Here is a 20,111-nt window from a genome sequence, read left to right as displayed (position 1 = left end):
ACCGGTCAGGCCGTGCGCTCGGCCGTGATGAACACGAAGGTGCCGACGTCCGCCTTCTCGTCGCGCACCGTCAGGCCCGCCGCGGCGAGCCACTGCCGCAGCTGCTCCAGCTCGAAGAGCAGGTGGCCCTCGGGACGGCTGGGGAAGAAGTGCGACGCCTGGAAGTAGCGGGCGATCGGGTCGTCGCTCCAGCGGAACGTCATCATCGTGAAGACGCCGCCGGGGCGCAGGATCCGGCCGATCTCGGCGATGCCCTGCTCGGCGTCGTCCGGGAACGCCTGCAGCGCGTTCCACAGGTTGACCGCGCCCACCGAGCCGTCGGCGAACGGCAGGTTGAGCGCGCTGCCCATGACCGCGGGCACCTCGGGCAGCTTGCCGCGCAACACGTTCAGCATGGGCAGCAGCAGGTCGACCGCGGTCAACCGCTCGGTTCCGACGGCCTCGGCCACGATCTCGGTCCACCGGCCCGCGCCCGCGGCCACGTCGACGACGGGGCCCTCGGTGCCGCGCAGGTGCTCGCGGATGTAGGCGTACTCGTCGTCGGGGGTGATCTCGTAGCCGATGTTGGTGCCCGCGAGCCGCAGGTAGTTGGGGCGCAGGAAGGTCTCGTAGTAGAGGCCCATCTTGGGCATCTCGGAGAGCTTCTGCAGCAGGTCCGCGGTCGCCTCGTGCGACCCCTGCCCGTCCCGCACGCCGTTGGACAGGTCGAGGATGCCGTTGGCGCTGAGGTAGCTCGTCGCGCAGGGCGCGCAGCGGGCGCCGGTCTCGTGCACCTCGATCGGGCCGTGGCAGGTGGGGCAGCGCAGCACCGCGGCGCGCTCGCCGAACAGGCGGTCGGTCGGGCCCGGGTCGCGCTGCTCGAACGTCCAGTCCGGGACGGCCGGGATCGGCAGCCGGGCGGGCGCGCCGTTGCTCAGCGCCCAGTAGGCGATGTGGCCGCTGAACGCCCACACCGTGCGGGTGTCGTTCTCCCAGTTCTTGCGGATCTGCTCCGGGGTGAGCGCGCGCACCGCGGCCTTGGCGTGCGCGGCGTTCTCCTCGTCCATGTCCCACGCCGAGGGCGCGGGCCACACCTTGCCCAGGTCGGGGTCGGCCGGGTCGAGCTCGGCCAGGCCGCGCTCCAGCCGGGTCCGCTCCTCGTCGTCGAGGGCGAGCCCGCCGGTGACGGCGAGGACGCGGTCGCGGTCGGCGGGGAAGTGGGCGAGCAGGTAGAGCAGAGCCAGCGTCAGCGGCTGCCCGCTCGCGCCGCCGCGCACCAGCTCGAGGTAGCGGTCGAGGCCCGCGCGCACGGCGGTGGCCACCGGGCCGTCCAGCCGCGGGTACTCGGCCTCGGCCAGCAGGCCGAGCAGGACGGCGATGTGCCCCTGGCGGTCCGGACCGGCCTCGTCGAGCGCGGCGATCACCGAGGGCACGGCGTCGAGCGCGAGGTCGGTCAGCTTCCCCTCGCTCCACAGCGCGGCGACGAGCCGCTGGTACTCGGCGTCCAGACCGTCGGGAGGCGCCGCGATGAACGAACGCACCAGTGCGGCGAACGGGGGGTAGGCGTCGGAGGCACTCATTCGGCGTTTCCTCCCAGGGAAGGCGAATAGGCAGACTGGGCCCGACGAGAACCGTGCCACCGCAAGGGATATCCGGACATCTCCCCCTGTGCTCGGGGGGACCGGGGGCATCTCGCGGCGTGCGCGCCCGCCGCCGTATCGCATTCCGCGAGATGTGGCCGCCCCGCGCGGGCGGCCACGATGGGGCGACCACGCTGTGGCGATCACACCACCGACCGGGGCGGGCACATGAGTGAGCCAGCGGAGATCGGCGAGCATTACGACAAGCGCTCGCCCATCGGCGACGAACTGCGCGACGGCCAACTGCACATGTGGTACTGGTACGACCGCGATGACGACGCGTCGCTCACCGAGGCCGTCCACCGGATGACCCGCAAGGTGACCGACACCCTCGGCCTGCGCGCGGGCGAGCACGTGCTCGACGCGGGCTGCGGCCCCGGCGAGACGGCGATCCACCTGGCCAACCGGTTCGGCGTTCGGGTCACCGGGATCACGGTGAGCCGCTTCGAGATCGACCGCGCGCGCAAGCGGGCCCGCGCGGCGGGCGTCGGCGACGTGGTGTCCTATGAGTACGGCGACTTCATGGACCTGTCCTATCCGGACGGCACGTTCGACGCCGTGCTGGCGCTGGAGTCGCTGCAGAACGCGCCCGACATCGACCAGGTGTTCGCCGAGCTGTACCGGGTGCTGCGCCCGGGCGGGCGGATCACGTTCTCCGACTTCAGCCTGGCGGGCCAGGGCGACCCGAAGCGGGTGGCGACCTTCATGGACACCCTCAAGCTGCCGAGGCTGCCCACGCTGCCGCAGTGGCTCGACCTCGCCAGGGCCGCGGGCTTCGAGGTGGAGGAGCACACCGAGTGCGGGCCGCGCGTCTTCGGCCGCAAGGCCAAGTACCTGGAGGCGGCCATGCGGGTGCAGAACGACGTGACGGCGAAGTTCGGCACGGAGGCGGTGGCGGAGTTCGCCCGCCTGCACCACGGCTTCTTCGTGCCGCGCAAGGACCAGATCGGCTACGTGATCGTCGCCGCCCGCAAGCCCGGCCGGTGAGCGGCGGCGCGGGCAACTCGGGAGATGCGGGCGCCCGCGCGTTTCGACGAGACTGGACGCGCGTCACCTCGACGTCCTGAGTGGACGAAATGGTGGCGGTGCGCATCCGACGACTTGGAGGAGGTCCCGCGATGGGACACGACGTAGGCCGCCGCGCGATCGTGCTGGGCGGGAGCATGGCCGGGCTGCTCGCGGCCCGGGTCCTCGCCGAGTCCTTCGCCGAGGTGCTGGTCGTCGACCGCGACGAGCTGACCGACGTCACCACGGCCCGCCGCGGCGTCCCGCAGGGCAGGCACGTGCACGGCCTGCTCGCGCGCGGACAGCAGATCCTGGAGGAGCTGTTCCCCAGCTTCACCGCGGGCGTGATGGCCGCGGGCGTGCCTACCGGCGACCTCGGCGAGCTGCGCTGGTTCTTCAACGGCCTGCCGCTCAAGCCCAGCACCACCGGCCTGGTCTGCCTGTCGGCGACCCGCCCGGTGCTGGAGTCGCACGTGCGGGCCAGGGTCGCCGCCCTGCCCAACGTGACGCTCGTGGAGAAGACCGACATCGTCGGCCTGACCACCACCACCGACAACGCCCGGGTGACCGGCGCGCGCGTCCAGCCGCACGACGGCGGGCCGGAGGAGGTCCTGGAGGCCGACCTCGTGGTCGACGCGACCGGGCGCGGCTCGCGCACGCCCGCCTGGCTCGAGGAGCTGGGCTACGGGCGCCCGGACGAGGACCGGGTCAAGGTCAACATCTGCTACACCACGCGCACCTACCGGCTCAGCGACGAGTCCGTCCTGCGCGGCGACCTGTCGATCAACCCGGTCGCCTCGCCCGCGACCCGCCGCGGCGGGTTCTTCTCCCGCATCGAGGACGGCAAGTGCGTGCTCTCGCTCTACGGCGTGCTGGGCGACAGCGCGCCGACGGACAACGAGGGCTTCGTCGAGTTCGCCCGGTCCCTGCCCGTGCCGGACATCTACGACGTCATCAAGGACGCCGAGCCGCTGACCGACGCGGTGATCCACCGCTACCCGGCCAGCGTGCGGCGCCGCTACGAGCGCATGACCCGCTTCCCCGACGGCATGATCGTCATCGGCGACGCGGCGTGCAGCTTCAACCCCGTCTACGGCCAGGGCATGACGATCGCCGCGCTGGAGGCGCTGACCCTGCGCGACCACCTGCGCCGCGGCGTGCCGTCGGCGGCGGGCTTCCACCGCGACATCGCCAAGGTGATCGACGGGGCGTGGGACATGTCGGTCAGCGGCGACCTCGGCTACCCCGAGGTGGAGGGCGAGCGCACGCTGAAGGTCCGCATGGGCAACGCGTTCATGGCCAAGGTCCAGGCCGCCATGACCCGCGACAGCGCGGTGACCGGCGCGTTCATGCGGGTGGCAGGCATGGTCGAGTCCCCTGCCTCGCTGATGCGCCCCGGCATGCTGCTGCGCATCCTCCGCAACGGCAAGCCCGCCGCGGCCCCGGCCGACCAGCGCCCCACCGACGGCCCCGGCGACGTCCAGCTCCCGCGCGCGGCCTGACGGACAGCGGAGGACACCGATGAGCTTCGCCGCCTCCCCGCCCGGGGACCCGGCCTACGACGCCGCCGCCGCGGTGTTCAACCTGGCCGCGCCCGCCCGTCCCGCGGCCGCGGTGACGGCGCGGACGGTCGAGGAGGTCCGCGCGGCGGTCCGGCACGCCCGGGCCGCCGGGCTCCCGGTGCGGGTGCACACCACCGGCCACGCCGCGGGCGGCGCCGCGCCGATGGACGGCGCCCTGCTGATCCGCACGGCGCTCGACGGGCCGGTGGAGGTCGACGTCGCGGGCCGGGTGGCGCGGATTCCCGCAGGCGCCCGGTGGGGTGCGGTGGTCAAGGCGACGACCCCGCACGGGCTGGTGCCGCCGCACGGCTCCGCCGCGACCGTCGGTGTCGTCGGCTACCTGCTGCGCGGCGGCATCAGCTTCTACGGCCGCGCGGTGGGCGTGGCCGCCAACAGCGTGCGCGCGATCGAGCTGGTCACTGCGGACGGCGAGCTGCGCAGGGTGGACGCCGAGCACGACCCGGAGCTGTTCTGGGCGCTGCGCGGCGGCGGGGGCGGCTTCGGCGTGGTGACCGCCGTCGAGGTGGCGCTGTTCCCGGCCATGACCGTCGTCGCCGGGTCGACCTTCTGGCCAGCCGAGCACGCGGGCGCGCTGCTGCGGGCCTGGCAGAAGTGGACGCTCGACGCGCCGAGGGAGGCGGCGACGTCGTTCCGCGTGCTCAACCTCCCTCCGGTGCCCGAGGTCCCGGCCGAGCTGCGGAACGGGCCGATGATCGGCGTCGACGGCGTCGTCCTCGCCACGGACGGCGCCGAGCGGGCGCTGCGCCAGACCGACGACCTGCTCGACCCGCTGCGCGCGATCGCCCGGCCCGCGCTGGACGCCTGGCAGGTCGCCGCGCCCGGCGCGGTGCTGGACATCCACATGGACCCCGCCGACCCGCTGCCCTTCGTCGGCGACCACATGCTGCTGCGCAGGCTGGACGACAGCGGCATCGATGAGTTCGTCCGCGTGCTCGGCGCGGGCTCGGGGTCCCCGCTGGTGATGGCGGGCCTGCGCCAGCTCGGCGGCGCGCTGGCCGACCCCGGCCCGGGCGGCGGCGTGCTCGACCGGATCGACGCCCACTACGCCTACTCCGGCTCCGCCGCGCCGTTCCCGCCGCTGACCGAGGAGGAGATCACCCGGCACTGCGCGGTGGTGCGGGCGGCGCTCGCGCTGTGGGACACCGGCCGCACGGCGCCGACGTTCGTGGACAACCGCGCGCAGCCGCAGGGCCACCTGTCGGCCGAGGACGTGGCGGCGGTGGACCGGGTCCGCGCCAGGGTCGACCCCACCGGCCTGTTCGGCTCCGACATCACCCCCGGCGCGACCGCGCGGTGACGACCGTGCCCTCGGGCCTGGGGCACGGCACGGGGCACTGAGGAAGATGCCGGGGCCGGTGACGCGGTGTGAGGATCGCGGATGTCGCCCGGGCGCCGAGAGGAGGACCATGAACGGCCGCAGTCTGCTCGACGTCCTGGCGTCCGCTCGACGGACCCGTCAGCCCGCGGTGCTGGCCGACGTGAAGTTCCGCTCACCCCGCGACGGCGCCCTCATCGACCTCGACCGGCTCGACGCGTTCCTCGACGCCCTGGTGGAGGGCGGCGTCGAGGCGCTGACCATGCCGACGGACCCGGTGTACTTCGCAGGCGGGGTCGACCTCGCCGCGAAGCTGCGCGTGCGGACCGAGCTGCCGTTGATGCGCAAGGAGTTCTTCTGCACCACCAGCCAGCTCGACGAGTCCGTCGACGTCGGGTTCGACGCGGTGCAGCTGTCGATCAACACCACCCCGCCCGACCAGCTGGAGCGGCTGCGCGAGCACGCCGAGCGGCTGGGCCTCGAGGTCCTGCTCGGCGTGCACACCCGGGGCCAGCTGCGCACGGCGCTGGCGCTCGACCCCGTGGCCGTGGCGGTGAACAACCGCAACATCGTGGCGCTGGAACTGGACCCGGGCACGGTCCGCGTCACCGAGATGCTGGCCCCGGAGGTGCCCTCGGACGTGCTCATCCTCTCCGAGAGCGCCTTCTTCACCGCCGACGACGTCGCCCGCGCTGCGGCCGCGGGCGCCGAGGGCGTGCTCATCGGCACCGCGCTGGCCAAGAGCGACGACCCCGCCCGGTTCGTGCGCACGCTGCGGGAGGGGGCGTGGCTGTGTCCCCGGTAGACCGCATCGGCGCGGGCCTGCGCGCCGCCGACCTGCGCGGCGACCGGCTGCTGGCCGTCTACCTGACGCTCGGCGACCCGCTGGCCGACCCCGTCGACCTCGCCGTCACCGTGGCCGAGGCGGGCGCGGACGTCATCGAGATCGGCATCCCGACGCCGAGCACCCGGCCCAGGGGCGCCGACATCGCCGCGTCGTTCGACCGCGCCCGGTCGTGCCCGCCCGAGCGGGCCTGGGACCAGGCGCGGGCGCTGCGCACGCGGCTGCCGGACGTGCCGGTCCTGGCGCTGGTGTACCCGAGCACGGTGGCCGACCTCGGCGCGGACGCGCTGCTCGCGACCGCGCAGGAGTCCGGTGTGGACGGGCTGGTCCTCACCGACCCGCATGGCGGGTTATCCGCCGAGCGGGTGGCCGCGACCGGGCTGAGCGCGATCCCGCTGCTGCTGCCCGGCGCCGACCCGGCCCGGCGGCGCGGGCTGGAGTCCGCCGCGCGGCACCTGACCTACCAGGCGCTCGCCGAGCGCACCGGGGAGCGGCTCGACCCGGACCGGGTCGGCGACTTCGCCGCTGCCGCCGCGGCGACGGCGACGACGCCGTTCCTCGCCGGGTTCGGCATCCGCGACGAGCACGACATCCGCGCGGTCGCGCCGCACGCCGCGGGCGTGGTGATCGGCAGCGCGCTGTGCCGCGGGGTCGCCGCGGCCGAACCCCCGGCCCGCGCCGCGTGGGCGGCCGCGGCCGTCCGCGGCTGGAAGGCCGCGACCGTCCTGTCTGGAACCGAACTGGCGAGGGGTGGGCATGCGCGTTGACATCATCGGTGGGGGCCCCGCGGGGCTGTTCCTGTCGACCCTGCTGCGCCGCGACGGCGTCGAGGACGTCCGGGTCTACGAGCGCAACGAGCCCAGCGCCAGCGCGGGCTGGGCGGTCGTGTTCCCGGAGGGCTCGCTCGACCAGTTGGCCGGGGTGGACGCGGAGTCCTTCGCCGCCATCGAGCGCGCGGGCATGAGCTGGACGAAGGTCGAGATCCGCTGCCGGGACTCGCGGTACCTGGTCGAGGGCAACCGCTTCCACGGCATCGGCCGCGACGCGCTGCTGACCATCCTGCGCGAGCGCGCCACCGCGCTCGGCGTCGGCCTCCACTACGGGCACCAGGTCACCGACCTCGCCGACCACGCCGACGCCGACCTCGTCGTGGGCGCCGACGGGCTGAACTCGTTCGTCCGCTCGCAGAAGGAGGCCGCGTTCGGCCCGAGGATCGAGCACGGGTCGTTCTACTACGGCTGGTTCGGCGTCGAGGCCGCCGCGCCCACCTTCGCCTACATCTTCGTCGACACCGAGTGGGGCCTGTTCCAGGGCTACGTCTACCCGTCCGGGCAGTCGTGGAGCTCGCTGATCATCTACGCCTCCGAGGAGACGTGGCAGCGCTCCGGCATGGCGGGGATGGACATCGACGAGTCGCTGCGGTTCTGCGAGCGGGTCTTCGCCGACCACCTCGACGGCAGGCCGATCCTGCGCCGCGGTCCGGCGTGGACGAAGTTCCGGCACCTGCGCTGCGACACCTGGCACACCGACGACACCGTGCTGATCGGTGACGCCGCGCACACCGCGCACTGGTCCATCGGCTCGGGCACCCGCCTGGCCATCGAGGACGCGATCGCCCTGGCCGCCCAGCTGCGCGCCGAGCCGAACATCCCGGACGCGCTGGCGATGTACGAGAAGGTGCGGCGCGGGCGGGTCGAGCAGTTCCAGGACGCTGCGCTGCTGTCCGAGCGGTACTTCGACACCGTCGGCCGCTACCTCGACTACGACCCCATTCAGTTCGCCTACCAGCTGACCGCCCGGTCGTGGCGGATCTCCTACGGCGACATCGCCCGCCGCGACCCGGACTTCATCCGCCGGTTCAACGCCTGGTTCCACAGCCGCGCGACCGGCACGCCCACGGCGATCGCGCCGCCGCCGGTCTTCGCCCCCGCCGTCGTCGGCGGGCTGCGGCTGGCCAACCGGGTCGCCGCGACCGTCCCGACCGAGGGAGCCGGGCTGCTGATCGGCACGCCGCCCGTGCCCGGCACGCCCGCCGCCGCGGTGCTGGCCGCCGACCGGCTCGACGCCGAGCTGGCCGCCGCCCGGGACGCGGGCTACCAGCTGGCCCTGCTCGACCTGTCCGCGCACGCCGTCGCCGACCTGCTCGCCGCACCGCCCGAGCTGCCCGCGCTGCGCGCGCAGTGGCCCGAGGACCAGCCGGTCGGCGCGGTGATCGCCCTGTCATCGGGCTGCGACACGGTGGCCGGGACCGAGGAGGCCGTCGCGCTCGCCCGCGCCGTCGAGGCCGCCGGGGCCGCCGTCGTGCTGCTGCGGCCGTCGACGGACGAACCGCCGCGCGCGGGCCAGGTGCTGCAGGTCGCCGACGCCGTCCGCAACGAGACCGGCCTCGCCGTCGTCGTCGACGACGGCATGCGCACCCTCGACGCGGCAGACACCGCGATCGCCGCGGGCCGGGCGGACCTGTGCGTGCTGCGTTTCGACGAATCCGAAGCCGGGGAGGCGTGATGACAGCGGACCAGCCGTTCTGGAACCCGCGCACGGAGACGATGCCGCGCGAGCAGCTCAGGGCGTGGCAGTGGACCAAGCTGCGCAGGGCGATGGCCCAGGCGCGCGGCTCCAAGTTCTGGGCCGACCGCATCCCCGAGGACATCACCTCCTTCGAGGACTACGTGCGCCGCGTGCCGCTGGTGACCAAGAAGGACCTGGTGGCCGCCGAGGAGATCGCCCCGCCGTTCGGCCTGCTGCCCTCGATCGACCCCTCGGCCGCCGTGCGGTTCCACCAGACCAGCGGCACCAGCGGCAACACCCCGCTGCGCACGTTCGACACCGCGCGCGACTGGGCGTGGGCGGTCGACCAGTGGTGCACGATCCTGCACGGCGTCGGCGTCCGGCCGGGCCAGCGCGCCATCCTCGCCTTCGGGTACGGCATGTTCATCGGGTTCTGGGGCATGCAGGACGCGCTGATGCGCATGGGCTGCGCGGTGCTGCCCAGCGGCTCGATGGACTCCGCGACCCGCGTGCGGCTGCTCGTCGACTACCAGATCGAGGTCATCGGCTGCACCCCGACCTACGCGCTGCGGCTGCTGGAGACCGCCGCGGACATGGGGATCGACCTGGCGGCCGACGGCAACCTCAAGACCGTGATCACCGGGGCTGAGCCGCGCCCGCCCGCCACCGTGCGGGCCATCGAGCGCGGCTTCGGCGCCAAGGTCTTCGACGTGGCCGGGATGACCGAGCTGGCCACCGTGTTCACCTTCGAGTGCCCCGGCGGGCCCGGCATCAGCCACATCATCGAGCCCGCCGCCATCGAGGAGGTGCTGCACCCGGAGACGCGTGAGCCGGTCGGCTACGGCGAGCGCGGCGTGCGGGTGATGACCGGCCTGGGCCGCGAGGGCTGGCAGATCTTCCGGTACTGGACCGAGGACATCGTGATCAAGCGGCCGTGGCACGAGTGCCCGTGCGGCCGCACGTGGGACTGGTACGAGGGCGGCATCATCGGCCGCGCCGACGACATGCGCAAGATCCGCGGCATCTCGGTGACGCCGGTGATGGTGGAGGACGTGGTCCGCGGCTTCCCCGAGGTGCGCGAGTTCCAGACGGTGCTGCGCGCCGACCGGGGGCTGGACGTGATGGTGCTGCGGGTCGAGCCGACCGACCCGGCCTCGGCGCGGCCCGAACTCGGCGAGCGGATCGCCGCCGAGATCAAGCGGACCATCGGCCTGCTGCCGAGGGTCGAGCTGGTGGAGCCCGGGGTGCTGCCCCGATTCGAGGCGAAGGCGGTGCGATTCCATGACGAGCGGTGAGCTGACCCCGCGCGAGGAGCGGCAGCTGCGCGAGTGCTACGCGGCGCTGCACGAGCTCGCGGCGACGTGCTCGGTGCCCTCGGTGCGCACGGCGGCGCGGGCCGCCGTGGCCGAGGTGCACGTGGCGCTGGACGGGCAGGCGCTGGATTTCGAGATGTACACCCACCGCTGGCTCGCGGAGGGGTAACGAGAAGGGAAGTGCATGACCATGTCGGGCACCACCGCCGCGGCGGCCCACTTAGTCGGGCAGGACCTCGACCACAACCTGGCGGTGCGGTTCCTCGACCACAACCCCGGTGAGCGCACGGCGCTGATCACCCCCGACGGCGCGACCTCGTACGCCGAGCTGCGGGCGCTGGTCAACCGTGCTGGCAACGCGCTGCGCGGCCTCGGCGTGCGCAAGGGCGACCGGGTGCTGATCGCCATGCGCGACGGGGTGGAGTACCTCGCCGCGTGGTACGGCGCGCAGCGGATCGGCGCGATCACGGTCGACGTCTACAACTTCCTCTCCCCGGAGGAGCACCGGTACAACGTCGACTACCTCGGGCCGTCCATTGTGGTCACCGATGGCGACGTGGTCGAGGCGATGCGGTACGCCGGGGCGCGGGGGTCGATCGTCCTGGGCCCGCACCCGCACGGGCTGCGCGAGGACGAGCACGACTTCGCCGAGCTGGTCGGGGCGCAGTCGGCGGAGCTGGAGCCGACGCCGGTCGCCGCGACCGACATCGCGATGTGGAAGCTCACCACCGGCAGCACCGGCAAGCCCAAGGCGTGCAGGCACTACGCGCGCAGCCCGTGGCTGAGCCACGAGTGGTTCGGCCGAGGCGTGCTCGACCTCGGGCCCGACGACGTCGTGCTCGCGGTGCCGAAGCTGTTCTCCGGCTGGGCCCGCGACCTGGTCGGCCTGTACGCGATGGGCGCGGGCGCGACCGGGGTGCTGTTCCCCGAGCGCACCACGGCCGAGCGGATCTTCGAGCTGGTCGCCCGGCACCGGCCGACCGTCATCGTCAACGTGCCGACGATGATCAAGGCGATGCTGGCCCACCCGGGCGCGGAGGCGGCCGACCTGAGCTCGGTGCGCATGTGCCTGTCGGCGGGCGAGCAGCTGCCCGCGGAGCTGCACCGGCGGTGGCTGGACACCTTCGGCGTCGACCTGCTCGACTGCGTCGGGTCGACCGAGTCGTTCAACGCCGTCATCTGCAACCGGCCCGGCCGGGCTCGCGTCGGCAGCCTCGGCCAGGTGATCCCGCACTACGAGGCGACGATCGTCGACGACAGCGGCGCCCCGCTGCCCGACGGCGAGGTCGGCGTCCTGCAGGTGCGGGGCGAGCCGGTCGGCGTCGACTACTGGAAGGCGCCGGAGAAGACCGCGCAGAGCTTCCCCGCGCCGAACACGCTGCGCACCGGCGATCTGTTCAGCCGGGACGCCGACGGCTTCTTCTACTACCGAGGCCGCGCGGACGACCTGTTGAAGGTCAGCGGCCTGTACGTGGCGCCGACGGAGATCGAGAACTGCATCGCCACCCACCCCGGGGTGGTGGCGTGCGCGGTCGTCGGCTACACGACGGCCGACGGGCTGACGGCGACGCGCGCGTTCGTCGTGCCGCGCACGCCCGTGGGCGCCGAGGAGATCCAGGAGCACGTGAAGGCGCACCTGGCCTCCCGCAAGTGTCCGAAGGAGATCCGGTTCGTGGCCGCGCTGCCGGAGACGCCGACGGGCAAGATCGACCGCAACACGCTGCGCGCCGTCGCCTGAGCGCAGGCAACGGGGGAGATGCGGCACACATCCCGCTGGGCCAAGGTGGTCTTGGACCAGAACCCTTCTACCGGGTGGTGAGCATGGCAATCGACTTCCTGTCGTACAACAAGCCGATCATCGAAGAGTTCCGTGCCAACAAGGGCGTGGTGGGCGGCGACTACGAGGGCTTCCCCCTCACGCTGATCACCACCAAGGGGGCCAAGACCGGCAAGGACCGGGTGAGCCCGGTGTCCTACATCATGGACGGCGACCGCGTGATCATCACGGCGACCAACGCCGGTCTGGACTACCACCCCCAGTGGTACCGCAACCTGCAGGCCGACCCGACCCTGACCGTCGAGGTGGGGGACGAGAAGTACGAGGCGGTCGCGGTGGAGATCGCCGAGGGCCCGGAGCGCGAGCGGCTGTGGGCCGAGCTGGTGGCCTCCAACCACCGCCTGGGCCGGTACCAGTCCAAGACGAGCAGGCAGATCCCGGTGCTCGCCCTGGAGCGCAAGGCCGCCTGATCGTCGGAGTCCGGCACAGTGGCCTCGATCCTGCGCAGGTGGGAATCGAGGCCGCTCCCGTGCGCGCCACCCGAGGGGAGTGACGATGACCGACCGGCAGCCCGTCCACGCCCGACCGCGCCGTCCCGGTCTGGTCATCGGCCTGTGCCTGCTCACGATCGTGTTCGACGGCTACGACCTCATCGTGTTCGGGTCGGTGGTGCCGCAGCTGCTCGCCTACCCGGACTGGGGGCTCACGCCAGCCGAGGTCGGGCTGATGGGCAGCTACGCCCTGCTGGGCATGCTGGTCGGCGGGATCGCGGTCGGCGCGATCACCGACCTGTTCGGCCGCAGGCGCACCGTCATCGGCTGCCTGACGCTGTTCTCCGCCGCGATGCTGGGCTGCGCCGTCGCCCCGGGCCCCGAGGTGTTCGGCGTGCTCCGGTTCGTGGCGGGGATCGGCCTCGGCGGGATCGCCCCCACGGTGATCGCGCTGACCGTGGAGTCCGCGCCGCCGCACCGGCGCAACCTGAACAACGCGCTGGTGTGCGCCGGTTTCCCGCTCGGCGGGATGCTGGCGGCGCTGCTCGCGCTGTTCTTCCTGGAACCGCTCGGCTTCCGGTTCATGTTCGCCGTCGGCGCGCTGCCGCTGGTCACGATCGTGCCGCTGGCGCTGTGGCTGCTGCCGGAGTCGCCCGCGTTCCAGCGCTCCGGCGGCGCGGGGGCGGCCCGGCGCAGGCTGGTGTCGCTGGGCCGGGCGCTGCGCAGCCGGATCGCGGTGGCCCTGGTGCTGTTCGCCGTGGCCAACTTCGCTGGCCTGCTCGTGTCCTACGGCCTGAACACCTGGCTGCCGCAGCTGATGCGGGCCGCCGGGTACTCGGTCGGGCCCGCGCTGGTCTTCCTGCTGGTGCTCAACGCGGGCGCGGCGCTCGGCGGGGTGCTCGGCGCGACGCTGTCGGACCGGCTGGGGCCCAAGTACGTGGTGCCCTCGGCGTTCCTGGTCGCCACGGCGTCGATCTTCCTGCTCAGCGTCGAGCTGCCCGCGGTGGTCCTGTACTGCCTCATCTTCGTCGCGGGCGCGAGCAGCGTCGGCACCCAGATCGTCCTGTTCGGACAGATCGCGAACCACTTCGCGCCCGGCATCAGGGCGACGTCGGTGGGCTTCACCTCCGCGTTCGGCCGCCTCGGGGCGATGATGGGCCCGCTGATCGGCGGGTACCTCGCCCAGCTCGGCGCCGGGTTCGCGGTGAACTTCCAGATCTTCGCGGCCGCGGCGCTGCTCGGCGCGATCGCGACCGTGCTGGTGCCCGCCAGCACCCGCCACCGCGCCGACGCGCCCGCGCCGGAGGTGGCATCGATCGTCCCCGCCGACCGCGGCTCCGCCGGGGACGCGGCGGCATGACCCGGCTCTGTGGAAGAGAGTGGAGCGTTCCCTCATGAACTCGTTCAGCGCCGTTGTGACCTGGTCGGAGACCGACGCGTCCGGGAGCTTCCACTTCACCGCGCCGCTGCGGTGGGCCGAGGACGCCGAGCACGCCCTGGTGCGCGCCGCGGGCTTCGACCCGGGGGCGTTCCCGCGCCGCGCCGTCAGCTCGTCCTACCGCAAGCCGCTGCGCGCGGGGGATGTCTACACCGTCGACATCGGCGTCGACCGGATCGGCTCCACGTCGATCACCTACTCGTGGCGGGTCGTCTCCGGCGGCGCCGTGCACGCCGAGGGCTCCCACACCGTCGTGCACCTCGACGGCTCGGGCGTGCCCACCCCGGTGCCCGACGCCCTGCGCGCCGCGCTCGCGTCGCACCTGCGGGAGCCGTCGGCGTAATCCGCCGGAACCGTTGTCCCGCACCGAAAGCGCCCCCACCTGCGCACGATCGAAGGTGAGGGGTGCTCGCTCTGTGCTGAATAGTCATCCCTTGGTCTCGAAATGAGGAGGTCCGGCATGTTCGGCGATCTGGACGGCAATGCCAAGAAGTTGTGGTCGATGGCCGGCTTGGGCACGCCGATGGCGATCCGGGTGGCGGCGACGCTGCGCGTGGCGGATCACATCGTCGCTGGCAAGCAGACGGCGGCTGAGCTGGCGGAGGCCTGCGGCGCCCACGCCGACACCCTCGAGCGCCTGCTGCGCTACCTCTCCGTGCGCGGCGTGTTCGCCCGCGACGACGAGGGCCGCTACTCGCTGACCCCGCTCGGCCAGCCGCTGCGCGAGGACCACCCGGCCAAGGCGCGCGCCTGGTTCGACATCGACGGCATGGGCTGGGGCGAGCTGTCCTTCGTCGAGCTGCTGCACAGCGTGCGCACCGGCGAGGCCGCCTTCCCCAAGCGCTACGGCCGCGAGTACTGGGACGACATGCGCGCCTCCAAGGTGCGCACCGAGTCCTTCCACGCCCTGCACGGCGCCGACGTCGCCGCCCGCGCCCCGGGCATCGTCGCGGGCTTCGACTGGGCCTCGCTGGGCAAGGTCACCGACGTCGGCGGCGGCGACGGCTCGCTGCTGACCGCGATCCTCAAGGCGAACCCCGGCCTGCGCGGCGCGGTGTTCGACATGCCCGACGCCACCCCCGCCGCCAAGCAGACCTTCGTCGAGGCCGGGATCGACGACCGCGCCGAGGCCATCAGCGGCAGCTTCTTCGAGACCATTCCCTCGGGCTCGGACGCCTACATGCTGTCCATCGTCCTGCACGACTGGCCGGACGAGGACGCGGTCAAGATCCTGCGCAACTGCGCCGCCGCTGCCGGTCCCGACGGCCGCGTGCTGATCATCGAGACGATCGGCGACGGCGAGGAGACCCACACCGGGATGGACCTGCGCATGCTGGCCCTGTACGCGGCCCGCGAGCGCGGCGTCGCCGACTTCAGCGAGCTGGCCCGGCAGGCGGGGCTGCGCACCGTCGACGTGCACCGCGCGGGCCCGTCGGCGATCATCGAGCTGCGGGCGGCCTGACCATGGAGCCGCTCGCCGCGTTCCGGGCGCTGGGCACCGAGGAGGGCAGGCAGGACCCCTACCCCCTCTACGAGGCGATCCGGGCGCACGGTGACCTGGTGCCCGTCAAGCCGGGCACCTTCGTGGCGGTCGGCTACCGGGAGTGCGCGCGGATCCTGCGCGACCCCCGGCTCCAGGTGCAGGACGGCACCGCGTTCGACCGGATCTACCCGGACTGGCGCGCGCACTCGTCGGTGCGCGCGTTCACCGACTCCATGCTCTACAGCAACCCGCCCGTGCACGGCCGTCAGCGCGGCACTGTCAACACCGAGTTCACGCCGCAGCAGGTGGCCCGGCTGCGCCCGGTGATCGTGGAGACGGTCGCCGGGCTGCTGGACCGGGTCGACGACCTGGGCGCGGGCGGGTCCGCCGTGGACCTCATGGACGAGTTCGCCACCCGGCTGCCCATCGCGGTGGTCAGCGCCATGCTCGGCTTCGACGAGGACCGGGTGACCTGGTTCCGCGACCTCGCCACGGCGATCGCGGTGGCCACCGACGGCTTCGGCGACGCCGACGCGCTGGCCACCGCGGACGCCGCCATGGACGAGCTGGCCGAGCACTTCGAGGGGCTCATCGCGCGCAAGCGCGGCTGCCCCGCGGGGGACATCGTCAGCTCGCTGGTCGGCCTGCACGACGCCGACTCGGCCCGGCTCAGCCACCAGGAGCTCATCGGCAACATGATGCTGCTGCTGACCGCCGGGTTCGAGACGACGGCGTTCCTCACCGGCGACGGCGCGCTCATGGCCATCGCCAACCCCGGGTACGCCGCCCGCCTGCGCACCGACGACGCCTTCACCGAGCGGTACGTGGAGGAGGTCCTCCGGGTCGAGCCGCCGGTGCACGTCACCAGCAGGTGGGCAACGGAGGACCTGGTCATGTTCGGCACCCGCATCCCGGCGGGCGCGCGGGTCGTCGTCGTGCTGGCCGCCGGCAACCGCGACCCCCGGCGCTACCCGGACCCCGGCCGCTTCGACCCGTCGCGGGTGCGCAGCCAGCCGCTGAGCTTCGGCGGCGGCATCCACTTCTGCCTCGGCGCAGCGTTGGCCAGGCTGGAGGCGCGCATCGCGCTGCCCATGCTGTTCCGCCGCTTCCCGGGGATCGCGCTCGCGGGCACGGCCACCTATCGTGACCGGTGGGTCATCCGCGGCCTGCGGACCCTGCCGGTGACGACCGGCGCGGAAGCGGCGGCCATCGCGTCCTGACCATGACAGCGCGCGACCGGGACACTGTGCTCCGTCACCGGAGCAACGGGGAAGATGCGGCCGCCGCGGCCTGCCGACCAAGATGGATCGCCGAGGGAAATCGATCCGACCCGAAATAGAGAGAAGGACACTTCTCATGAGCACAGTCACCTCGAAGGACGGCACCGCGATCGCGTACGAGAAGGTCGGCCAGGGCCCGCCGGTCGTCCTCGTCGACGGCGCCTTCGTCTACCGCTCCGACATCGACCCCTGGACGCCGCAGTTCGCTGCCAAGCTCGGGGAAACGCACACGGTGTACACCTTCGAGCGCCGCGGCCGGGGCAAGAGCGGTGACACCCAGCCCTACGCGATCCAGCGCGAGATCGAGGACATCGCCGCGGTCATCGAGGAGGCGGGCGGCTCGGCGTACGTCATCGGCTTCTCCTCCGGCGCCGTGCTGTCCCTGGACGCCGCCGCCGCGGGCCTGCCCATCAAGAAGCTGGCCGTCTACGAGCCCCCGTTCATCGTCGACGACACCCACCCGCCCCGCCCCGCCGACTACGTCACCGCGGCCCGCGCCCTGGTCGCCGAGGGCCGCAAGACCGACGCGGTCAAGTACGCCCTGACCAAGACCGTCTTCCTCCCGGAGGAGATGGTCGAGGGCATGGCCAGCCAGCCGTTCTGGCCCCTCATGGAGGCCGTCGGCCCCACCGTCCCCTACGACGGCGAGATCATGGACGGCCTCATGTCGGGCAACCCCCTGCCCACCGACCGCTGGGCCTCCTCCACCGTCCCCACCCTCATCCTCCACGGCGGCGCCAGCGAGCAGTGGATGCACAACGCGGCGAAGGAACTCCACAAGATCCTCCCGACCGCGGTGGACATCCAGGCCCTGCCGGACCAGACCCACGACGTGTCCCCGGACGTGATCGCGCCGGTGCTGTCGAAGTACTTCGCGGACTGAAACGGTCCCCCGCCCTCGCCGGTCCGCTTCGGTGGACCGGCTTGGGGTGTTTGCCGGGTGGTGTCTCACTCGGGGTGCTTGTCTGCGATCCGGGGGCCTGTCGGTGCCCTTGCTGATCTAGGGTTCTCGTCTCGAGCTGTGCCAGCTCCCGCTTGCGGGGCACCTACCACCGCAATGATCCCTCGGACTGTCGCGCTTTAAGAGCGTCCTCGCCGGACGGGCTGGTCTCCGGGATGGGGTCGGGCTTGCCTGCCATCCCGTCGACCTCCCGGAGGGTTACCACACCCAGGGTGGGGGCGCGGAGCTTGCGTTTTCGCGGGTTAGGGCCCTGGGGGCCCTAACCTGGCAAGTCCTGTTTCGTTGAGGGCCGCGCCCCCACCCTGGGTGTGGTAAGGCTTCGCCAGGTCGACGGGATGGCAGGCAAGCCCTGGTTGGGGGCGTAAAGGGAAACGCCGCCGCGGGGTGGCGGCGGCGTTTTCCTTTTTTCTTATGTTGCCATTTCCGGTTCGCCGTCTGAGTCCAGTAGGTGGTAGGGGTCGTCCATTTCCACCCAGCCCAGGCCTGGTGGGCAGCGGTCGTAGCCGAGTAGGCGGCGGACCTCCTCCGGGTAGGCCATGACGGCCTCGCGGGGGACTGCCAGGTACTGGTTCTCCTCCTGGCGGAGGTTCCCCAGGTCCAAGGCGATCGTGAGGCCCGTGCGGGGCTTGTCGCTGTTGTTCTTGCCGCCGCTGTGGTAGACGCCGCCCAGCCAGATCAGGGCGGCGCCCTGGGGCATCTCGGTCGGGTGCGCCTCGCGGGTGGACGGGGCGCGCTCGTCGTCCCAGTGGTGGCTGCCCGGGATGACCAGGGTGCCGCCGTTGGCCGCGGTGAACTCGCTCATGGCCAGCATGAGCTGCACGCGGCTGGTCGGGCCGGGGTGGGGGCGCAGGTGCAGCGCGTCGTCGCGGTGCAGGGGCTGCTGGCCCTGGCCCGGGTGGATCTGGACCACCTGGGTGCCGCTGATCTGGATGCTGGGCGTCATCTCGACCCGGTTCTTCCCGATGTGCATCGTGACCGGCTTCTGCATGATCGCCCGCGCCGAGCCCAGGTACAGCGGGTGGGTCACCACCGGCGTCAGGTGGGTCGTCCTGGCGAACACCGAGGACACCCGGCGCGTCTTCGTGCCGTTGTACCAGTCGTCGCCGTAGGCCTGGGCGTCCAGCGCCGGGCCGAGGTCGGCCCAGAGCGCGTCCAGGGTCGCCGCGTCGACGAAGTCCTCGACGATGACGGCGCCGTCCCGCTCGAGGATCTCGACGACCTCGTCCAGGCTCGCCTCGGGAGTAACCCGCCGCAGACCGGCCATCCCTCGTTCACCTCCCTCCATCAGCCGCGGCTCAGGCCGCTGAGGCCTCGTCGGCCTTGGCGATCACGGTCCGGATGAGCTCGGCGAGGTCCGGGTCCTCGAACATGTCGCCCACGTCGATCCAGACCGCGAGCTCCTCCTCGATCCGCGAGACGAGCCGGACGGCGGAGACGGAGTTGCCGCCGAGCTCGAAGAACGTCGCGTCGTCCTGCCCGCTCGGCACGGTGAGCACGTCCCGCCAGATCGCCTCGACCTTCTGCGCGATGGTGTCGCTCAATGCACTGCCTCCCACTACTCGTGCGGATAGCGTCGACCGGGGTCGAAGAATTCGCCATTACCGATGGTGAATGCGCCCGGGAGCGGTTGCATCTCGTGCTGTGCTGCCTTGACCGGCGACCGTTCCGCATTCCCGCTGCCCGCCCATACCATCGAGGGCATGAGTGAAATCACGGACGCGACCCGGGATCTGTATATCGATCTGCTGAAGCGTGTGATCGCGAATACAATTTACGAGGACCCGGCGATACCGAATCCGGTGTTCGACCGGACCGAATTCAACGCCTGGGCGCGCAGCACCGGCAGCGACTGGCCGAGCGTCGCGCACACCATGGTGGGCATGGCGCGGCTGGAGAACGTGCGCGCCTGCCTGGAGCGGGTCATCGCCGACGGCGTGCCCGGCGACTTCATCGAGACCGGCGTGTGGCGCGGCGGGGTGTGCATCCTGGCCCGCGGCGTGCTCAAGGCGCACGGCGTCACCGACCGGACGGTGTGGGTGGCCGACTCCTTCGAGGGCGTGCCCACCGCAGGCGACCTCAGCCACCCGATCGACCAGCGGCTGAACATGCACGAGCACAACGAGGTCCTCGGCGTCGACGAGGCCGCCGTGCGCCGCAACTTCGAGCGGTACGACCTGCTCGACGACCAGGTCCGCTTCCTGCCCGGCTGGTTCAACAAGACGCTGCCCGCCGCGCCCATCGAGCGCCTGGCCGTGCTGCGCCTCGACGGCGACCTCTACGAGTCCACCCTGGACGCGCTGAACCCGCTGTACCCCAAGCTGTCCGTCGGCGGTTACGTCATCATCGACGACTACCTCGTGCCCGGCTGCCGGGCCGCGGTGGACGAGTTCCGCGCCGAGCACGGCATCGATGACCCGATCGAGCGCATCGACCGCTGGAGCGTCTTCTGGCGGCGCAGCAGGTAGAACGCGACCGGGCCTGGCGGGACCGCTGC

General features: G+C 72.5%; 19 protein-coding genes. 16 read left to right on the top strand and 3 right to left on the bottom strand.

All coding sequences use genetic code 11. The features are described from left to right. Positions 1-5 precede the first annotated feature (5 nt). The gene (locus tag Actkin_RS26360) at positions 6-1,559 is read right to left on the bottom strand and encodes a class I SAM-dependent methyltransferase (RefSeq protein ID WP_258904638.1); all 1,554 of its coding nucleotides are present in this window, start codon (positions 1,557-1,559) and stop codon (positions 6-8) included. Between the two features lie 228 nt (positions 1,560-1,787). On the opposite strand from Actkin_RS26360, the gene Actkin_RS26355 reads away from it, so the two are divergent. The 15 genes from Actkin_RS26355 to Actkin_RS26285 all read left to right on the top strand — a co-directional run bounded on the left by Actkin_RS26355 (position 1,788) and on the right by Actkin_RS26285 (position 17,539). Next, positions 1,788-2,606 carry an SAM-dependent methyltransferase gene (locus Actkin_RS26355; protein WP_258904637.1) on the top strand — a complete coding sequence of 273 codons (819 nt, stop codon included), beginning with the start codon at positions 1,788-1,790 and terminating at the stop codon, positions 2,604-2,606. 131 nt (positions 2,607-2,737) lie between these two features. Continuing rightward, positions 2,738-4,126 carry an FAD-dependent oxidoreductase gene (locus Actkin_RS26350; RefSeq protein WP_258904636.1) on the top strand — a complete coding sequence of 463 codons (1,389 nt, stop codon included), beginning with the start codon at positions 2,738-2,740 and terminating at the stop codon, positions 4,124-4,126. A 19-nt stretch (positions 4,127-4,145) separates the two neighbouring features. After that, positions 4,146-5,504: an FAD-binding oxidoreductase gene (locus Actkin_RS26345; protein WP_258904635.1), complete on the top strand. Its 1,359-nt coding sequence runs from the start codon at positions 4,146-4,148 to the stop codon at positions 5,502-5,504. A gap of 109 nt (positions 5,505-5,613) precedes the next feature. Next, positions 5,614-6,327, top strand: coding sequence for an alpha-hydroxy-acid oxidizing protein (locus Actkin_RS26340; protein ID WP_189214054.1), 714 nt, complete (start codon positions 5,614-5,616; stop codon positions 6,325-6,327). Beyond that, complete coding sequence (locus tag Actkin_RS26335; RefSeq protein WP_258904633.1) at positions 6,309-7,133, top strand: tryptophan synthase subunit alpha; 825 nt, start codon at positions 6,309-6,311, stop codon at positions 7,131-7,133. The genes Actkin_RS26340 and Actkin_RS26335 overlap by 19 nt, the downstream gene beginning before the upstream one ends. Next, complete coding sequence (locus Actkin_RS26330; RefSeq protein WP_258904632.1) at positions 7,123-8,871, top strand: FAD-dependent monooxygenase; 1,749 nt, start codon at positions 7,123-7,125, stop codon at positions 8,869-8,871. Before Actkin_RS26335 ends, Actkin_RS26330 begins: the two co-directional genes overlap by 11 nt. Continuing rightward, complete coding sequence (locus Actkin_RS26325; protein WP_258904631.1) at positions 8,871-10,169, top strand: phenylacetate--CoA ligase family protein; 1,299 nt, start codon at positions 8,871-8,873, stop codon at positions 10,167-10,169. The genes Actkin_RS26330 and Actkin_RS26325 overlap by 1 nt, the downstream gene beginning before the upstream one ends. Then, positions 10,156-10,356, top strand: coding sequence for a DUF6052 family protein (locus Actkin_RS26320; protein ID WP_189214058.1), 201 nt, complete (start codon positions 10,156-10,158; stop codon positions 10,354-10,356). Before Actkin_RS26325 ends, Actkin_RS26320 begins: the two co-directional genes overlap by 14 nt. Positions 10,357-10,371: 15 nt before the next feature. Then, positions 10,372-11,925, top strand: a complete 1,554-nt coding sequence (locus Actkin_RS26315) for a benzoate-CoA ligase family protein (RefSeq protein WP_258904630.1) — start codon at positions 10,372-10,374, stop codon at positions 11,923-11,925. An 83-nt stretch (positions 11,926-12,008) separates the two neighbouring features. Then, the gene (locus Actkin_RS26310) at positions 12,009-12,434 is read left to right on the top strand and encodes a nitroreductase family deazaflavin-dependent oxidoreductase (RefSeq protein WP_189214059.1); all 426 of its coding nucleotides are present in this window, start codon (positions 12,009-12,011) and stop codon (positions 12,432-12,434) included. An 85-nt stretch (positions 12,435-12,519) separates the two neighbouring features. Continuing rightward, entirely contained in the window at positions 12,520-13,815 is a 1,296-nt protein-coding gene (locus Actkin_RS26305; protein ID WP_258904629.1) for an MFS transporter, read from the top strand. Positions 13,816-13,849: 34 nt separating this feature from the next. Next, positions 13,850-14,236: an acyl-CoA thioesterase gene (locus Actkin_RS26300; RefSeq protein ID WP_189214061.1), complete on the top strand. Its 387-nt coding sequence runs from the start codon at positions 13,850-13,852 to the stop codon at positions 14,234-14,236. Positions 14,237-14,353: 117 nt separating this feature from the next. Then, complete coding sequence (locus tag Actkin_RS26295; protein WP_189214062.1) at positions 14,354-15,355, top strand: methyltransferase; 1,002 nt, start codon at positions 14,354-14,356, stop codon at positions 15,353-15,355. A gap of 2 nt (positions 15,356-15,357) precedes the next feature. Further along, complete coding sequence (locus Actkin_RS26290; RefSeq protein ID WP_189214063.1) at positions 15,358-16,596, top strand: cytochrome P450; 1,239 nt, start codon at positions 15,358-15,360, stop codon at positions 16,594-16,596. Positions 16,597-16,732: 136 nt separating this feature from the next. Continuing rightward, on the top strand, positions 16,733-17,539 hold the full coding sequence (locus Actkin_RS26285) for an alpha/beta fold hydrolase (protein ID WP_189214064.1): 807 nt from the start codon (positions 16,733-16,735) through the stop codon (positions 17,537-17,539). A gap of 487 nt (positions 17,540-18,026) precedes the next feature. Here Actkin_RS26285 and Actkin_RS26280 read toward each other — a convergent pair whose 3' ends face one another. Further along, positions 18,027-18,881: a phytanoyl-CoA dioxygenase family protein gene (locus Actkin_RS26280; RefSeq protein ID WP_258904628.1), complete on the bottom strand. Its 855-nt coding sequence runs from the start codon at positions 18,879-18,881 to the stop codon at positions 18,027-18,029. 31 nt (positions 18,882-18,912) lie between these two features. Beyond that, complete coding sequence (locus tag Actkin_RS26275; protein ID WP_229787736.1) at positions 18,913-19,158, bottom strand: phosphopantetheine-binding protein; 246 nt, start codon at positions 19,156-19,158, stop codon at positions 18,913-18,915. A 159-nt stretch (positions 19,159-19,317) separates the two neighbouring features. Between Actkin_RS26275 and Actkin_RS26270 the strand changes: the two genes are divergently transcribed. Continuing rightward, on the top strand, positions 19,318-20,082 hold the full coding sequence (locus Actkin_RS26270) for a TylF/MycF family methyltransferase (RefSeq protein WP_258904627.1): 765 nt from the start codon (positions 19,318-19,320) through the stop codon (positions 20,080-20,082). Positions 20,083-20,111 lie beyond the last annotated feature (29 nt).

This window comes from Actinokineospora sp. UTMC 2448, from assembly GCF_024760565.1.
Classification (GTDB): Bacteria; Actinomycetota; Actinomycetes; order Mycobacteriales; family Pseudonocardiaceae; genus Actinokineospora; species Actinokineospora fastidiosa.
The sequence above is the reverse complement of the archived record's forward strand: the minus strand, read 5'-3'. Positions and strand labels throughout refer to the sequence as shown.

What these genes read in the sequence shown, in the direction of transcription:
- Actkin_RS26360 (WP_258904638.1), bottom strand. Translation starts at nt 1,559, where the DNA reads ATGAGTGCCTCCGACGCCTACCCCCCGTTCGCCGCACTGGTGCGTTCG.
- Actkin_RS26355 (WP_258904637.1), top strand. Translation starts at nt 1,788, where the DNA reads ATGAGTGAGCCAGCGGAGATCGGCGAGCATTACGACAAGCGCTCGCCC.
- Actkin_RS26350 (WP_258904636.1), top strand. Translation starts at nt 2,738, where the DNA reads ATGGGACACGACGTAGGCCGCCGCGCGATCGTGCTGGGCGGGAGCATG.
- Actkin_RS26345 (WP_258904635.1), top strand. Translation starts at nt 4,146, where the DNA reads ATGAGCTTCGCCGCCTCCCCGCCCGGGGACCCGGCCTACGACGCCGCC.
- Actkin_RS26340 (WP_189214054.1), top strand. Translation starts at nt 5,614, where the DNA reads ATGAACGGCCGCAGTCTGCTCGACGTCCTGGCGTCCGCTCGACGGACC.
- Actkin_RS26330 (WP_258904632.1), top strand. Translation starts at nt 7,123, where the DNA reads ATGCGCGTTGACATCATCGGTGGGGGCCCCGCGGGGCTGTTCCTGTCG.
- Actkin_RS26325 (WP_258904631.1), top strand. Translation starts at nt 8,871, where the DNA reads ATGACAGCGGACCAGCCGTTCTGGAACCCGCGCACGGAGACGATGCCG.
- Actkin_RS26320 (WP_189214058.1), top strand. Translation starts at nt 10,156, where the DNA reads ATGACGAGCGGTGAGCTGACCCCGCGCGAGGAGCGGCAGCTGCGCGAG.
- Actkin_RS26315 (WP_258904630.1), top strand. Translation starts at nt 10,372, where the DNA reads ATGACCATGTCGGGCACCACCGCCGCGGCGGCCCACTTAGTCGGGCAG.
- Actkin_RS26310 (WP_189214059.1), top strand. Translation starts at nt 12,009, where the DNA reads ATGGCAATCGACTTCCTGTCGTACAACAAGCCGATCATCGAAGAGTTC.
- Actkin_RS26305 (WP_258904629.1), top strand. Translation starts at nt 12,520, where the DNA reads ATGACCGACCGGCAGCCCGTCCACGCCCGACCGCGCCGTCCCGGTCTG.
- Actkin_RS26300 (WP_189214061.1), top strand. Translation starts at nt 13,850, where the DNA reads ATGAACTCGTTCAGCGCCGTTGTGACCTGGTCGGAGACCGACGCGTCC.
- Actkin_RS26295 (WP_189214062.1), top strand. Translation starts at nt 14,354, where the DNA reads ATGTTCGGCGATCTGGACGGCAATGCCAAGAAGTTGTGGTCGATGGCC.
- Actkin_RS26290 (WP_189214063.1), top strand. Translation starts at nt 15,358, where the DNA reads ATGGAGCCGCTCGCCGCGTTCCGGGCGCTGGGCACCGAGGAGGGCAGG.
- Actkin_RS26285 (WP_189214064.1), top strand. Translation starts at nt 16,733, where the DNA reads ATGAGCACAGTCACCTCGAAGGACGGCACCGCGATCGCGTACGAGAAG.
- Actkin_RS26280 (WP_258904628.1), bottom strand. Translation starts at nt 18,881, where the DNA reads ATGGCCGGTCTGCGGCGGGTTACTCCCGAGGCGAGCCTGGACGAGGTC.
- Actkin_RS26270 (WP_258904627.1), top strand. Translation starts at nt 19,318, where the DNA reads ATGAGTGAAATCACGGACGCGACCCGGGATCTGTATATCGATCTGCTG.